Origin of the sequence: Tepiditoga spiralis (assembly GCF_014701195.1) — a bacterium.
GTDB classification, from domain to species: domain Bacteria; phylum Thermotogota; class Thermotogae; order Petrotogales; family Petrotogaceae; genus Tepiditoga; species Tepiditoga spiralis.
The window spans coordinates 212702-229525 of record NZ_AP018712.1; the positions used below are offsets into that span (position 1 = coordinate 212702).

A 16824-nucleotide genomic window follows, 5' to 3' on the forward strand; every position below is an offset into this window, starting at 1 on the left:
ATTATATCCTCTAAAACTTAAAATAAACTTAAGGAGCAAAGCATGGATGATTTTATAAAAGAATATAAAAGAAGAAAAGATTTGTATGGTCTAAAAGATCATGAAATAGCAAAAAAATTGAGTACAGGAATAAAAAACATACACAGATTTGAAAAAGGAAACTACAATCCATCATATAAATTTTTATCAACATTAACTAAAATTATGGGGGGAAACTTAAAAATTTTATTTGACGACAAAAATACAATTTCATTTTCCAATGAAGTAGTAAATTGGTTTGAAAGCATTTCAAAAAAAACAAATGAATCCTATGATGAAATAGCAAAAAATATGTTAAAAGGATTATTTTTCATTCAAAGGGGAAAAAGTTTAAAAGAGGCTTTAAAAGAAAATTATGAAGTATATAAAAATGTCTTTGAAAGTTTAGAAGATACTCTATTAGTAGATACTCATATAAAAAGAGAAGACGTAAAAGATTATTTATATCTTTTAAAAAACTGCACTATAGACTCAATAATTAAAGAAAAATTTGAATTTAAGCTAAAAAATCATTTTGATTCTTATACCTTTGAAAAATCAAAATCAACACTAACTTCAAATAAAATAACTTTTTCATGCACAATAAACCTATTAAATAAAGAAGAAATAGTTGGACACATAAAAACATCTTATAAAATACTCTTGAATTTAAACTCAAAAAAAATCAAAGACATCTTAAAAAATAAAATGCTAAAAGACTCTTATAAAAATAAAATCATCACAAAAGAAATACTTCCAGAAATCAAAAAAAGTATAAATGTCTTGTTAGAAAATTTCTAACAAGACATTTATTATGTTTAATAATCAACTTTTACTTCAGGAAGTAATCTCAACCACTCTTGACTTAGTTTCCCATATAGTTTTAATTCATTCCATTCTTTTTCTCCTAAATATTTCTTCAACATTTTTTGAAAATCAATAAACCATTCTTTTGTATCATCAGCTACACAATAATCTATTAAATTCGTAACCTTATTAAATTGCAAAGCAACTTCTTTTTCTTTTTCTTTTTTTTCTTTATCTTTAAAAAATATAATATTATTATCATAATATTTTAAATACAATTCATATTCATAATTTATTATTGGAACAACTAGTCTATCAAAAACTTCATATCTTGCTATACTGTCTAACTTTTTAAAATACAAACTACTCAAATCAATATATTTTAATGTTTTCTGTATTTTTTCTTTATTTTTAGAATAATCTGAAGATAAAAATTCTTTATATTTTTCTAATTCTTCTTTCATAAAAAAATAAAATTTTTTTATCTTTTTATATTCTTTTATCATCAAAAACCATGTATCTGAATATGGATTTTCAAAAAAATTATCTATTATTTTATGTTCTGTTACTTTAATATACTTATGTTGATTGAGTTTATATAAACTATTATTTAGTTTAAAAAAATTACCAATAACACTTCCATCTTTTTTTAAAACAGATGGTATCCATGTTGATATATTATTTAATGTTTTTTTCCAAGGTAAATCCCATCCAAATATTCCTTCATAAAGTGCTGCCCAAGTATAATTCAAGAGTATATATGTATTAAAATCTTCTTCAGTTACTTCATAATCTTCTTCCATCATTTTTGAATACAATTTTTTTAAAGCATCCTTTGTTATTATTATAATTTCATCTATAGAATTCGATTCTTTTATATCAGAATAATATTGATAAAATATTTCTGTATCAACATCAGAGTGTTTATTTTCATCATAATACCATGGAACTTCACTACCGCCATTATTATCAAAAGTATCATATATCTCTTTTTGTATATCTTCCATATTTTTCCATGGATCATTTGAAAATATCAGTATAGAAATCATTAAACTCACTAGTATTAAAAAAAACTTCTTCATAATTATCACCTCAACTAATAGTCAAATATTGTCTTTTTATCTTTATAATGTTCCTCTAAATCAAATATTGTTTTTTTATCTTTGTAATGATCTTCTAAATCAAATATCGTCTTTTTATCTTTGTAATGATCTTCTAAATCAAATATCGTCTTTTTATTTTTATAATGATCTTCTAAATCAAATATTGTTCGTCTTCTTTGAACACTCAAAGGTAAATTCCCAATTATATCTTCCATAAAAAAATAATTTTTTTTATCCAATCTTTTATAAGTTTCTATTGCTTTATTAATAATTAAGTCACCTGCAATTGCAACAGCAATAACTGTAAATCCTGTTGGAGTAGCCCCCAATATTACTGCACAATACGAAAATAATCCTGAAAAAGATGATTTTAATATATTTTCACCATTTTCTTTTAGAAATTCTTCTGAATTTATGCTCTTATCTATAAAAAAATCATAAACTGTATTAACTTCATTGAAAACAAATGTAGCAATACCATAATTCAAAGCTGCTCCAGTTGCTGCTGTTAATGCATATTTTTTACCAATTTTTTGCATTATGGCCTCAGAAGTATATAGAGAAATTCCTGTTTTTGAACTATCTTTAATTACATTTTTTAAAGCCTCATCAATTTCTTCTTCATTCTTATAAACTTTATAAGAATGAAATAATCCCGAAATTATTCCAGAAAGCAAAGCTCCCTTAGCTGCAGTTTTTATATTAAGATACTTATTAATTTTATTTGAACTATTCATCATTTTTTTTAAATTAGTATAAACTTTTATATTTTTTTCTTGAAATTCCTTAGAAAAAATATCTTCTAAAGAACTTCCTAAGTTTACTTTTTTTATAAATTTAGTTATTAAAATACTCTGTTCTTTTTCTGATAAATTTTTTGGTATATCCTTTAAATACTTTCTAAAATCTGTAGTAAGATTTGAATTTTTACCAAATAAAGTTTCAAAATTTTTTAAAATATCCTTCTTTAAATTATTTATATCAGATAATGGTTCTATTATCTTATCTTCATAATCTTTTAAAATGTGATGATCATATATTAATCCAGCTAAAGATTTTGCAAGTTTTTTATCTGTAACTCCTGTTTTTTCCATAACTATATTTGTCATTTTATCTGTTATTTTTTTCCATTCTAATACGATTTTCTCTTTAGAAACTCCATTTTTAATTAATTCTTTTAAATATTCATTTTTATTAAAGGGTATGCTTCCAGAAAAACCCCAATGTCCAAAGTTTCTATGCCCAAATTTTCCAAATTTTGTACTTATATCTTTAAACGGATTACTATTTATATTATCTATTAAATTACTTATTTCTGTAAATGTTAATCTAATATTTTTATTTTTTCCAGTATAAAAGCCAAAATCTTCTAATCCTGCTTTAGCATGTTCTGAAGCACTTGGTAATGAAAAAAAAGAAAGACTTAATATAAGAAATATCATTACAAATATTTTTTTCATACCCACACTTCCTTTTTATATACTATTTATTAATTAAAAAATTTGAATTTACAATATAATAATACCATATTTTTAATAAAAATAAAATACTTTTTTAAGTTATTTTAATATTTTCGTAAATATTTTTTTTTTATAAAAACAAAACAATAAATTTGATTAACTAATTTTATTACTTTATGAAATAATAATTTGTCATGGTAAAAAGGCATTAAAAAAATGTTGATACCTTAAATTACCTATTCAGTATGATATAATAAAATGAGGTGATTAAAATGAAAAAAAGACTTCCAATAGGAAGAAGTGACTTTAAATCTTTAATTGAAGATAACATGTATTTTGTAGATAAAAGTTTGTTAATCAAAGAAGTTATTGAAAGTGGCGATGTTTTATTAATAACAAGGCCAAGAAGGTTTGGGAAAACTCTCAGTCAATCTATGATGAAGTACTTTTTTGATATTACTCAAAACAACGAACACCTCTTTAAAGATTTAAAAATACATAAAGAAAAGAACATAATAGAAAAACATTTAAATAAACATCCTGTTATATACATCACCTTTAAAGATTTAAAGTCTAATAACTTAAAAAAGATGCATGCTTTATTAACTATGGAACTTTCAACTTTATACATTGATCACGAATATGTTTTTGAAGTATTAAATGAAAGGGAAAAAGATGTATACAATAAAATAATGGATAGAGAAGCTTTAGATGCAGATTATGAAAATTCTATAAGAAACTTATCAAAGTATATGGAAAGATACTATGGTAAAAAGGTAATAATATTAATAGATGAATACGATACTCCCATTCAACAAGCTTACTTACATGGTTACTATGATGAAATAATATCTTTAATTGGTAACTTATTTGGCATGGCATTAAAAGATAATGTATACCTTGAAAAAGCAGTTCTTACTGGTATAACAAGAGTATCAAAAGAAAGCATCTTTACTGGTGTGAATAATTTAGAAGTTTCTACTGTATTGAATGAACTATTCAATGATAAGTATGGTTTAACTAAAGAAGAAGTTGAAGAAACACTTAAGTATTATGAACTTGAATATGAAGAAAAAGAAGTTATAGATTGGTACAATGGTTATAACTTTGGTGGTGTTGAAATTTACAATCCTTTTTCTATAGTAACTCTTGCAAAGAATAGAGGGAAAATAAGGCCATACTGGATGAATACTAGTGGGAATTATTTAATAAGAAAGTTAATAAAAGAAGGAACTGTTAATATAAAAGATAGTGTAGAAAAATTAATAAACGGAGAAGAAGTAGAGTGCGAAATAATAGAAACAATGGTTTATGGTGATTTAAACTTAAATAGTGAAAGTGCAATTTGGACATTATTTTTATTTAGTGGTTACTTAAAGTGGACGAGTAAAAAAAGACAAAACAATATAACAACATACAAGGTAAAGATACCAAATGAAGAAGTAAAAGATTTTTTTGTACAAACAGTTAGAAATATGTTGAGAGAATCAAATATAAGTATCGATAATATGCTTTTGAATTTAAAAGTAGGAAGAATAAAGACATTTACAGACCAATTTAAAGATTTAACGATGAATACATTGAGTTATTTTGATGTTAGCGGAAAGGAACCAGAAAGGTTCTATCATGGATTGATACTTGGAATGAGTGTTGGATTAAAAGAAAAATACATAATAAAGAGTAATAGAGAAACAGGACTTGGAAGAGCTGATGTTATATTAATTCCAAAAGATAAAACAGATAAAGGAATAATAATAGAGTTCAAAAAGTACAATAAAGACGAAGATAAAAGTTTAAAAGACAGTGCTAAAAATGGATTAAAACAAATAAATGAAAAGAGGTATGAAGAAGAGATAAAAAATTATGGAATAAATGACATAATAAAAGTTTCAATAGCTTTTGATAAAAAAGAGGTTGAAATTGTTAGTAATTTGGATAAAGATATTGAATTAACGCCTGAAGAAAAAATAGCAAAAAGCATGCTGGAAAAAGGATTAGATGTAAATATGATTTCAGAATTAACAGGCATTTCAATAGAAAACCTTAAAAGTATACATAATAAATTATAATTTAAAAGTTAGTATATAAATAAAAAAATAAAATCCTCTTCTTGGAATAGATAGACAAAATCAAGAAGAGGATTTTACATAAAAAATTACGTGCTACCAACTATTCTTTTTTATTTATAAATTATTTTATATTTTCTTTTTTGCTAAATTTGCAGCAACTAAATTTATATCCCAAACTGGTGAAAATGGTGGTGCATAGGCTAAATCCATATTTCTTAAATCGTCTACTGTTCCATTTTTATACAAAAGCGGTGTTATTGCATTCAATCTTGCAAAAACTTCTCCACCAACATACTGTGCACCCAATATTCTTCCTGTACTTTTTTCTACTGTCATAGTCATATGAATTTTTTTAGATCCAGAGTAATAATGTGCTTTACTTCCAGATTTTACATAAACTTTAATTGCATCAAATCCACTTTCTAATGCTTCTGAAAGTGAAAATCCAGTCTTAGCAAATTCAACATCTTCATACTTAGTTATCAAAGAACCAACTACACCTTCAAAACTTTCTTTCACATCACAAATATTTTTACCTGCAACTCTTCCTTGTTTATTTGCTGTTGTTCCAAGTGGAATATACACATCTTTTTTAGTAATATAATTTTTAACACTTGCACAGTCCCCAGCTGAATAAACATCTTTTATATTTGTCTGAGATTTTTCATTCACTACAATTGCACCATTTTTCAGCATTTCAAGATCTGTTCCTTTTAAAAATCCCGTATTTGGTCTAACTCCTATTGCAACAACAACTATATCTGCATCATAGTTTTTATTTTTTGTAATTACTTTTATTCCATTATCAAAAGTTATATCTTCTACCATTGTATTGAATTCAACCTTTAAACTTTTTGTTGTCATATCTTTAAATGCATTTAAAAGTTCATCTTCCATACCTCTTAAAAGTTTATCAGTTCCTTCTATTACAGTCACATCTATACCATGTTTTTTTAAAGCTTCTGCACTTTCAATTCCTATGTATCCTCCACCTATTACTATACCTTTTTTAGGATTATTCTCATTTATAAAGTCAAGCATAGTTCTTGCATCAGTTGGATTTCTTAATTTAAAAACACCATTTCCAGTATAAGTAAATTTTGGCATTATCGGACTTGCTCCAGTTGAAATTACTAAATTTTTATATTCAACTTCAAATTCATCATTTTCATTTTTTACATAAACTTTTTTATTATCAAAATTAACCTTATAAACTTCATGATTTATAAATACATCAGCACCTTTTTTTTCTTTAAAAATTTCTGGTGTAAAACCTATAACTGATTCAGGACTTTTTACTTCACCAGATACCGAATACGGTAATCCACAGCCACCATATGAAATATAAGGTTCTTTTTGAAAGATACAAACTGACATATCAGACTTAATTCTTTTTATTGTAGCTGCTGCACTGGTACCAGCTGCAACTCCACCTATTACTACGACATCATATTTTAAATTAGACATTTGATTTAGCTACCCTTATGAGTAACCTTTTTCACCTCTCTTTTTATAATTTATAATTTTTCACCTTTTCACAAATCGAATTCATTATATTATACATCAAGAAAAGTGAATTTCAAACTAAAAATTTCTGTATAAAGATAATTATTAATACCCTTATTAAACTCCTTCTTTCTCATTTGTATGGTATAATTGTATTAACAATATAATAATTGGAGATGGTTTTTATGAAAAAACTACCAATAGGAATCGATGACTTTAAAAAGATTATTACTGAAAATTATTTATACATAGATAAAACAAAGTACATATACGATCTCGTTGATTTAGGGGTTCCTACCTTTTTATCAAGGCCAAGAAGATTTGGTAAGAGTTTGACTTTATCTACCTTGTATTATCTATTTAAAGGTGAAAAAGAGTTATTCAAAGATACCTTCATTTATGATAAATGGGAATTTAAAGAGTATCCTATTATTAGGATTAACTTATTAGATGCCGTTTATGATGATATTGATAGATTTAAAAAGAGTTTAACTAATATCATAAGAGAAAATGCCATTAATTATGGTATTGATCTTGTTGAAGATGACTATAAGTTTGCTTTTAGTGAATTGGTATTAAAACTTTCAAAAAGAGATAAGGTTGTTGTTTTAATCGATGAATATGAAAGACCTGTTCTTCACAATATAAACAATAAAAGAGTTGCTGAAAAGATGAGAGATATTCTTCAAGACTTTTATGTAATTGTAAAGTCTAAAGGTCAATTCATAAAGTTTGTATTCATGACAGGAATTACTAAGTTTACAAAGATGGGTGTATTTTCTTCTTTAAATAATTTAAGAGATATAAGTATCTCTAAACAATACTCTCAAATGTTTGGATATACTCAACAAGAATTAGAAATTCATTTTAATAACTACATTGAAATGACAAAAGATGTATTAAATCTTTCAAGAGTTGACCTTTTGAAAAAAATAAAAAAATATTACAATGGTTTTTCTTTCGATGGTGAACAGTTCGTATACAATCCTTATTCTGTTTTAAACTTTTTTTCTGAAAAAAAGTTCAGCAATTACTGGTTTGAAAGTGGATCACCAACATTTTTATATGAATATATAAAAGGAAAAGATATTACTTATGATGAATTAACGAAGGTTACTGTAAGTGAACTTGACTTTTCTACAAGAGAGATTGAAAATGCTCGTCCTAGAATTTTTTTTATTCAATCTGGTTATTTAACCTTTAAAGGTATTGATAAATATAATAAATATATAATCGACTATCCAAACTTAGAGGTAAAAAATAGTTTTTCAAAACTTTTACTTGAAGCTAATTATGATATAAGAGAAGATATATTAAACAATAGTGAAGCCATTTTTAAAAATGCTTTTTTTGAAAACAACATAGATAACGTAATAGATGAAATAAAAAGAATAATAGCAAGTGTACCTTATAATTTGCACAAAAAAGAAGAGAGTTATTATCATTCATTGATATACACCATATTGGCAGCAAGCGGTTTAAACGTTAGAGCCGAAGAGCTTTCTTTTAATGGTAGAAGTGATTTAATTGTTGAGTTTGATAACTTTCTTTATGTCATTGAATTAAAAAAAGATAAGTCTCCTGATTTTGCCCTTGAACAAATTAAAGAAAAAGGTTATTACAAACCTTACGTTGATAAGTATGATATTTATTTAATTGGCATAAACATCAACTCTGATAAAAAAAATATTGAATCATTTAAAGTTGAAAAGATTTAACTACTATAAAAAATAGGATAGTTTTAAACTATCCTATTTTTTAATTTTTTAAATTATTTTTTACTAAATATATAATTATTTTAAAATTTAATGCAGTAATTGACTTTCTATGTTTCTACTGTACTCCTTACAATTTTCTAATAAATCTTTATGACTTCCTTTAGAAAGCACTTTCCCATCATTAATTATTATTATATTTTCTGCTTTTTTAATTGTTGAAAGTCTATGTGAAATAATAATAATTGTAGGAATTATTTTTGAAATAGAATCAAAGATTTTTTCCTCTGTTTTTGAATCAATAGCATTGGTTGATTCATCTAAAATGAGTAAATCGGGTTTTCTTATTATAGCTCTTGCTATTGTTATTCTTTGTTTTTGACCATCAGATAAATTTGATCCATTTTCACCAAGAACTGTTTTCATTCCATCTTCAAGCTCTGGTAAAAAATCATTTATACACGAATATTCAATAGCTTTTTTTATATCTTTTTCACTAAAAGTATCTCCAAAAAAAATATTTTCTTTTAATGTATCATTTAAAATGAATTCATTTTGAGAAACGTATAATATTTTCTTATGCAAAGAATTAATATCATATTCTTTTATATTTTTATTATTTATGAAGATGTTTCCAGAAAAATCTTTATAGAACAATGGCAGAAGATTCAGCAAGGTACTCTTACCACTTCCACTTTCACCAACAATACTGTATTTGTTATTAGAAACAATATTTAAATTAATATTTTTTATTATTTCTTTATCTTCATAAGAAAAGGATATATTTTTTAATTCAATATTTTTTATTGATTCCAATAAGTCATTTCCATTATGTTCATCTTCTGGTAAGTTGTATATTTCTTCAATTCTTTTTAAAGTTTCTTTGCTTTTCTTTACTGAAATAACTATATTGCTTAACATTTGTATTGGATGGTTAAGCCATCCAATATACGAATAAAAAGCTATTAGAGTACCTAATGAAATTTCTTTTCTTTGAACTAAAAGTCCACCAATACCTAATATTAAAATTGGTATTAAATTATATATAAAACTAATAAATTCATCTTGAGCTCTTGTATAAAAAATTAATTTATTTTTTGCATTTTTATCTTTAATACTATCATCTTCAAATTGATTCAAAAAATGATCTTTTTTAGAAAAACCTATTATAGTTTTAAAACCACTAAGTTTTTCTCTAAAACTTTCTATCAAAACAGAATTTGTCTTTCTTTCGTTTATTGAAGAATTTTTTATCTTTTTATCAAAAAGTTTCGATGTAATATAAAAAAGAGGTAATGTTGAATAAGCAATAATTGCAAGTTTGTAACTAAAACTAAATAACAAAAATGCTGCTGATATAAGTTGTAAAATATTTGCAAATATTACTAAGTAAACAATAGATATTGTCTGAGATAACTCATCAGTATCTTGCAAAACTCGAGATAAAATATCTCCACTAGTATATTTTTTTAAATCTTTTAGAGATAATTTAAATATTTTTTTAAATAATGAAACCTTTTCTTTTGATGAAATATTATTAATTGTTTTGTATAAAAGATTATTTGAGAAAAAATTTATTAATCTTTCTACAACAACTATACCCAACAATAAAAATACATATGATAATATTATTTTAATATCTTTATTAAGTATATTATCAATAAATTGTTTTATTACAATGGGTCTTATTAATGGAAATAACACAGCTATTACAGTAGGTATAAGTAAAAAAAATTGTATTTTTATATATTTTTTTGAATATTTAAAAATATTTGCAAATGATTTATTTTTCAAAATTAATCCCCCTATAACTTTAATATATTTTTTAGCACAATTATATTATAACTCATTCCATTTGACTTTACTTTTTTATGCATGCTATAATAGCTTATATAAGATGGTTTCAAACGACAATTTTTCTTAAAAATTGTAACATTGCATTTTTTTGTTTATAACGTCCCATTTGAAGTAGGAGGAAACAACTTATGAATGAATTTTGTCTCAAGATTTTTAATATAGCTTCTCAATATGGTTCCTATAGAAAACCTTTTTTAAATAGGGTTATTTTTTATAATAAAATAAACAATGGTTGGAATAGTTTATTTAAATCTTTTTTATTTAGTTAAAATAATAATTTTGAAAGTTTACTTTTAGAAAGAAATATATTTTTTGAAAATTATTTAAATTTAGAAAGTAAAGAAAGATACGTAATAGACACTTTTATAAGAAATTATTCAAGATATGATTTTGATTTTTCTATTTAATTAAAAATTTTTGATAAATTAAAAGATTTTACAAATAAGTATAAATTAAAAAAAACACCAACGATATTATCTTTTTGGTGTTTTTCAAAATCTTCTGAAAGGGTTATTTTATTAAATATTTTAAAAAAATTATAAACACTTTGACTTGCATTATAAGTTTTTTATATCATACTAAAATCTCTTCTCATTATTTTTTTAAAATAAACGTATCCCAAACCTATTGCAGGCGTATACTTTTTTACATTTAAGAGATTTTCAAGTGTAATATATTCTGAAAAATTCATTTCTTTATATATTTCTTTTAATATATTATTTATACCATACCCTGTAGCAAATAAAGTTATATTATTATCCAGATTATTTTTTTTCATAATTTTATTTATTTTAAATTTTATTGTATTTTTTATTTCTTCGTATATATATTTAATTATTATATTTATTTCTTCTTTGCTTAAAAAATTTTTATCTGAAGCAATCAATTGACATATTTTATTTTCAATCTCTAATTTATTAATAAATTTAATATTAGAAGAATAATTTAAATGTTTATTGTATGGTATCATATCAAGATAATAAAAAATATCTCCAGTTTTTAGAATAGGTTCAGCTATTATTGGAACATCAAAATTTTTGTATGGAACAGTTTTTATTACACTTTGTAATATCGTTCTTACCATACCTAAATAATTAACTTCACCATCTATTAATCTCATTATATTATTCTTATTATTTTCTTTTTCTAAAATAGGAATTATATCTGTGGAAGTAGATCCCATATCAATTATTATACCTTTTCTATCTTTACATAATTCTCTTGTTATAGCCCAATTATAACATTCAGTATATCGTTCAAAATCTAAAATTTCTATATTAATTAATCTATCTGGAGTAAACATAAAAATTTCTCCTTTAAATACTTCTTTTAAAATTGAAGCTATTTTTTTCACACCTTCTTTATTATTTTCATAAATTAAAGAAGCTGTTTGTGTAAATAGTATTTTATCAATTGAATTTTTTGAAGTTATTTTAAATATCTCTTTTTTCAAAAACAACTCAAATACATTTAAATTATTGTTTAAAATATTTAATTCGTCATATTCTTTAATTTCTATTTTGTTAGATTGAAAACTAAATATACAATATTTCAAATTTGCTCCACCAATATCTAAAGTTAATATTTCCATTTTAATTTTCTCCTTTTTTATTATTCAATATACCAGTTTATAAATTTATATAAATAAACAAAAGATATTAAAACAAATAAACTTAAAACAAATAAATTAATGAAAAATGCTCCATTAAAAATGTTATTAAAAATACTTTCAAATAAATTAACTGCATATGTTGTTGGAAATAAATAACTTATCCATAAAAAAATTTTTGGAAATTTTTCTGTTGGAATTATTGTTGGCGTAAAAAATACCATAAAAAATACTACTGCATTTCCAATTATATTTGAATGTATTGGAGTTTTACTTTTCAATCCTATAAACACACCCAAACCAACAAAAGACAACGAAGAGATTATAAAGGCTATTATAACTGTAAATAATACTTTTTGAATTTCTATATTTATTCCAAGTATTAATTTAGTAAAAATTAAAGTTGCTATTGATGCTGGCAAATAACTTATTGCTGATGAAAAAATCAAAGCTAAAATAAAATTTATTTTTTTTATTGGTAATCCTATAAAATAATTTATACTTTCGTCATATTTCATTTGAGCAAGTCTTGAACACAACATGAGCATCAATGGCATTACCATACTTATTACAACATTTCCAGATATCAAATGTATTGCTTGAATTTTATTATAATTATTCCAAAATACTTTTATAAAAAGAATTAAACCAATAGGAGCTACCATTCCAAATATCATTTGAAAAATCCATATTACTCTAACTTCTGAAAAAATAATAATAAATAAATAATAAAACTCTTTTAAATTTTCAAATATCTTTTTTATCATTTTTTTAAATCCTCTTTTATAAAGTTTTTCCTATAATTTTTTAAAAAAAATAAATATGAATCTTCTAAATTTGTATTCAATACTTTTATATCTTTTAATTTTTCTTTTCCTATTTCTTTGTTCAAATAATCCATTGACTCAAATATTTTTTTCTCTTCAATATAAATACTTGTGTAGCCAAATTCATTTATAGAAAAATTTTTAAAATAATTTTCTATTTTCGGAATTTTATCTTTGTGTATAAAAAATTTTATTTTATAATCTCCTCCCATAAGTGCTATATAATTTTTTGGAGTATCTAATTTTAATAAACTACCATCATATATTATGGCAACTCTATCTGCTATTTTTTCTATTTCAAATATATTATGTGAAACAAGTATTATGGTATATCCATATTTCAACTTTAATCTATGAACAAAATCAATTAATAAAGCCTTTTTTTCTGGATCTAAATTATTTGTTGGTTCATCTAAAACTAATATTTTAGAATCAGAAACAAGTGAAACAGCTAAATTTACTATTTGTTTTTGTCCACCAGACATATTTTCTATTTCTTTGTTAAAAACTGTATTCAAATCTAATTCTTTTTTCAATAATTCAATTTTTTCTTTTATTCTATTTTTAGTCATTTTATTCAATTTTCCAGTATAGTATAATGCTTCTCTTGTTTTTAAACCTCTCAACACAAAATTTGATTGAGATTGATAACATAGATTTTTTCTTATTAAGTTAGGATTTAAAGAAATATCTTCTTTATTAAAATATATTTTCCCAGAAGTTGGTTTTAAAAAACCAACTATTTGTTTAATCAAAGTAGTTTTTCCAGCTCCATTTGGTCCTAAAATACCTAAAATTTCCCCTTTTTTTATATCTAAAGAAATATTTTTATTTGCTGCTATTCCATTTTTATAAATTTTTGTTATGTTTTTCGCTTCTATAATTTTATCCATTTTCCCACTCTTTTTTCTTATTATTCTTATAATTTTTTATAAAATAAATATAATTTGCCATATTTATAACTGAATGTATCAATATAGTAGGAATAATACTATTAAAAATTAAAAAATATATTCCCAAAATCATTGCTATCAAAAATAAAAAAATATATTGATAAAAGTTATAAAATTTATGTTGAAACATAAATATTATAGAAGAAATAATTACAGCTATGTATGAATTAAATATTTTTATTAAAATTGATATTAAAATTCCACGATATAATATTTCTTCTAATATTGGAATAAAAATAATTCCTTTAAATAAATAAAGATAAATAGATTTTTTTGATATATTTTTAAATAAATATTTATAATTATTATTTTTCAATTCAAGTAAATAATTAATTATAAAAAAAATCAATGAATTTATAAAAAATAAAAAAAAATCTTTTTTTGAATAATTAAAATTATTTATATTTAATAAATCTACTCTTGTTACCATAAGATAAATAAAAATAAAAATAACACTAATTTCTTGTTTCACTAAAATCACCTTACCTATAAAATGTTCCTCATTAAAATGAGGAACATGAAAAAATTAATATCCTTGACCACATCCACATTCAGAAGATGCTTTAGCTAAAAATACAGGTTTTTCATAAACTTTTTCTACTTTTTTTACTTCTGGTTTTTCGTACATTTTCTCACCTCCTTTTTTATAAATTCCAGCAATATGGGTCAGGATAATCATATGAATTATAATAACCATAGGTCATTCCTTTACATCCCCCCATACAAATATTAAGATGTTCACAATTATTACATTTTTTATTCAAATTTTGAATACTTCTAAATTCTCTAAGATTTTTAGAGTATAACCAAATATCTATAAAATTTTTTTCTCTAATATTTCCTGAAACTAAGCTTCTATCTCCTATAAATTGGCATGGATGTACATTCCCATCAGCTTCAATTACACACGAACTAATTCCAGCGGGGCAAAAAAGATCTTTTCTTTCTTTTTTTAATAAAAAACAAAATCCATCATCTTCAGAAATATATATTTTCTTTTCATATTTTTTAGACAAATTTAAAATTTTATAAGAAAATTCTTTTGATTTTTTTAAATCAAGCATATTTAACTTACTTTCTAAGCCACGACCAGTTGGGATATATTTTACAGCTAAAAAAGATTTAGCCCCATTTTTTATAGATAAGTTAATAACATCTTCAATTTCATTATAATTATTATTCGTAACTGTCATACCTGTAGTAACTTTAATTCCATTATTTGAAAGAAATTTTATAGCATTTAATGCTTTATTAAAACTACCATTTACTCGTCTAAAGCTATCATGTTTTTCTTTATTTGAAGAATCCAAACTAATTTGTACTCCAGATATTTTATACTCTGATAATTTTTTTGCAATTTTTTCATTTATTAATAATCCATTGGTTGCAATTTTTACCAATATTTTTTTTTGATTTAAATAATCTATTAATTCAAAAATAGATTTCCTTAAAAATGGTTCACCGCCTGTCAAAACTACACTAAATACATTTATTTCGCTAAGATGATCTATTAATCTAAAAATTTCATCATCAGTTAATTCATTTTTTAAAGATTTATTTGATGAATTAGCACAATGTAAACAATTTAAATTGCAATTTCTTGTTAATTCTATAAAAACATTATCTGGTACATTTTTAAAATTAGGTAATCTTAAATAATTCAAAATTTTTTCACCTCAAAGTTTTTTAAAAAAGGATCTTTTTTCAATACATTATATTTTTCAAATGCTGCGCTTAAACATCCCATTCTTTTACCTCTTAAATTCAAAAAAACTTTACTATTCCAAATATCAAATACATTGTTTTCTATTAAAGAACCCACTTTTAAAGGTATTGAAGGACAAAGTAATACATCTCCTTTTGGATTTATTGCAAAAAAAGAGTTAGATGCTGGACAAGGTCTATTTTTTCCTTCATTAATAAATAAAAATAATGGATCTTCTATATAGAGTTCAATACTTTTTTCATATTTTATTTTATATTCATAAAGTTTTTTTAAAATTTCATAATATTCATATTTATCAAGAGCATACTTATAACTATTTTTGTTATACTTTACATATCTAAAAGTTGTCCAGTTTTTCGCACCCAAATTAATTGATAATTTTATAATTTCTTCTAAGCTCATATAATTATTTTTATTAATTGTAGTAGCAATAGAAGTTGTAATATTAGTTTTAGAAATTTTTTCTATTACAGAGCAAACTTTCTCAAAATTAGAATTTTTTCCTCTAAGACTTTCATGTTCAAATTTATTCTTTCCATCAAGACTAATCCTTATAGAATCAACTTTGTATTCTTGTAATTTTTCTATGATCTTATCATCTAATAAAAGTCCATTTGTATTTATGTGGACAAAAATATTATTTTTTTTTGCAATTTCTATTAATGAAAATAAATTTGTATTTAAAAAAGGCTCGCCACCAGTAAAGATTATTTTAAAAATCCCTGCATCAATTATTTTATTCATTATTAATTTTAATTTATCAAAAGATAATGGATTTTTTAAATTTTGACTTGAACTATTAGAATAACAATGATTACATTTTAAATTACAACTATAAGTTAATCCCCAATTAATTTCTGTAGGAGCAAAATTATTAATCATTTAAATTTTTTCCTCAATAATTTTTTCATTTAATAAATTCATTAAAAATTCTATTACATCAGATTTAATAATATTTTTATCAATTTTATATTCTTGATTTATTATATTAATAATTTCGTTAACTGTATAATCACCATTACAAAGTTCCCAGATAAAAGCGCCAACATTATTAAGAGTATATAATTCATTTTCTTTCATAAATAAAATACTATCAACTTCTTTTCTCCATTTTATGTCTTTATTTCTAACAAATTTTTGATTTAACATAAAATTCCCCCTTTCTTCATGACCA

General features: G+C 23.0%; 15 protein-coding genes. 4 read left to right on the plus strand and 11 right to left on the minus strand.

Features of this window, described 5'->3' with window-relative positions:
• Positions 1-42: 42 nt before the first annotated feature.
• Positions 43-819 carry a hypothetical protein gene (locus IGS63_RS01020; RefSeq protein WP_190615198.1) on the plus strand — a complete coding sequence of 259 codons (777 nt, stop codon included), beginning with the start codon at positions 43-45 and terminating at the stop codon, positions 817-819.
• A 17-nt stretch (positions 820-836) separates the two neighbouring features.
• On the opposite strand, the gene IGS63_RS01025 is transcribed toward IGS63_RS01020, so the two are convergent.
• A complete protein-coding gene (locus IGS63_RS01025; RefSeq protein WP_190615199.1) occupies positions 837-1907 on the minus strand; it encodes a hypothetical protein in 1071 nt (356 codons plus the stop codon).
• A 14-nt stretch (positions 1908-1921) separates the two neighbouring features.
• On the minus strand, positions 1922-3388 hold the full coding sequence (locus IGS63_RS01030; protein ID WP_190615200.1) for a hypothetical protein: 1467 nt from the start codon (positions 3386-3388) through the stop codon (positions 1922-1924).
• 272 nt (positions 3389-3660) lie between these two features.
• Here IGS63_RS01030 and IGS63_RS01035 point away from each other — a divergent pair, with 272 nt between their 5' ends.
• Positions 3661-5457 (plus strand): AAA family ATPase, encoded by a 1797-nt coding sequence (locus IGS63_RS01035; protein ID WP_232521253.1) that lies wholly within the window; start codon positions 3661-3663, stop codon positions 5455-5457.
• 126 nt (positions 5458-5583) lie between these two features.
• On the opposite strand, the gene IGS63_RS01040 is transcribed toward IGS63_RS01035, so the two are convergent.
• The gene (locus IGS63_RS01040; RefSeq protein WP_190615201.1) at positions 5584-6924 is read right to left on the minus strand and encodes an FAD-dependent oxidoreductase; all 1341 of its coding nucleotides are present in this window, start codon (positions 6922-6924) and stop codon (positions 5584-5586) included.
• 224 nt (positions 6925-7148) lie between these two features.
• Here IGS63_RS01040 and IGS63_RS01045 point away from each other — a divergent pair, with 224 nt between their 5' ends.
• Entirely contained in the window at positions 7149-8681 is a 1533-nt protein-coding gene (locus IGS63_RS01045; protein ID WP_190615202.1) for an ATP-binding protein, read from the plus strand.
• 87 nt (positions 8682-8768) lie between these two features.
• On the opposite strand, the gene IGS63_RS01050 is transcribed toward IGS63_RS01045, so the two are convergent.
• Positions 8769-10472, minus strand: coding sequence for an ABC transporter ATP-binding protein (locus IGS63_RS01050; protein ID WP_190615203.1), 1704 nt, complete (start codon positions 10470-10472; stop codon positions 8769-8771).
• A gap of 191 nt (positions 10473-10663) precedes the next feature.
• On the opposite strand from IGS63_RS01050, the gene IGS63_RS01055 reads away from it, so the two are divergent.
• Positions 10664-10804, plus strand: coding sequence for a hypothetical protein (locus tag IGS63_RS01055; protein WP_190615204.1), 141 nt, complete (start codon positions 10664-10666; stop codon positions 10802-10804).
• Positions 10805-11103: 299 nt separating this feature from the next.
• Here the strand turns inward: IGS63_RS01055 and IGS63_RS01060 are convergent, their stop codons facing one another.
• From IGS63_RS01060 to IGS63_RS01090, 7 genes are all read right to left on the minus strand, one after another.
• Complete coding sequence (locus tag IGS63_RS01060) at positions 11104-12126, minus strand: hypothetical protein (RefSeq protein ID WP_190615205.1); 1023 nt, start codon at positions 12124-12126, stop codon at positions 11104-11106.
• Positions 12127-12146: 20 nt separating this feature from the next.
• Positions 12147-12911 (minus strand): ABC transporter permease, encoded by a 765-nt coding sequence (locus IGS63_RS01065; RefSeq protein ID WP_190615206.1) that lies wholly within the window; start codon positions 12909-12911, stop codon positions 12147-12149.
• Positions 12908-13864 carry an ABC transporter ATP-binding protein gene (locus IGS63_RS01070; protein ID WP_190615207.1) on the minus strand — a complete coding sequence of 319 codons (957 nt, stop codon included), beginning with the start codon at positions 13862-13864 and terminating at the stop codon, positions 12908-12910. Before IGS63_RS01070 ends, IGS63_RS01065 begins: the two co-directional genes overlap by 4 nt.
• Positions 13857-14396 carry a CPBP family intramembrane glutamic endopeptidase gene (locus IGS63_RS01075; RefSeq protein ID WP_190615208.1) on the minus strand — a complete coding sequence of 180 codons (540 nt, stop codon included), beginning with the start codon at positions 14394-14396 and terminating at the stop codon, positions 13857-13859. Before IGS63_RS01075 ends, IGS63_RS01070 begins: the two co-directional genes overlap by 8 nt.
• 172 nt (positions 14397-14568) lie before the next feature.
• Positions 14569-15588, minus strand: coding sequence for a radical SAM/SPASM domain-containing protein (locus IGS63_RS01080; protein WP_190615209.1), 1020 nt, complete (start codon positions 15586-15588; stop codon positions 14569-14571).
• Complete coding sequence (locus IGS63_RS01085; RefSeq protein ID WP_190615210.1) at positions 15585-16532, minus strand: radical SAM/SPASM domain-containing protein; 948 nt, start codon at positions 16530-16532, stop codon at positions 15585-15587. The genes IGS63_RS01080 and IGS63_RS01085 overlap by 4 nt, the downstream gene beginning before the upstream one ends.
• On the minus strand, positions 16533-16799 hold the full coding sequence (locus tag IGS63_RS01090; RefSeq protein ID WP_190615211.1) for a PqqD family protein: 267 nt from the start codon (positions 16797-16799) through the stop codon (positions 16533-16535). It lies immediately after the preceding gene.
• Between the last annotated feature and the right edge of the window lie 25 nt (positions 16800-16824).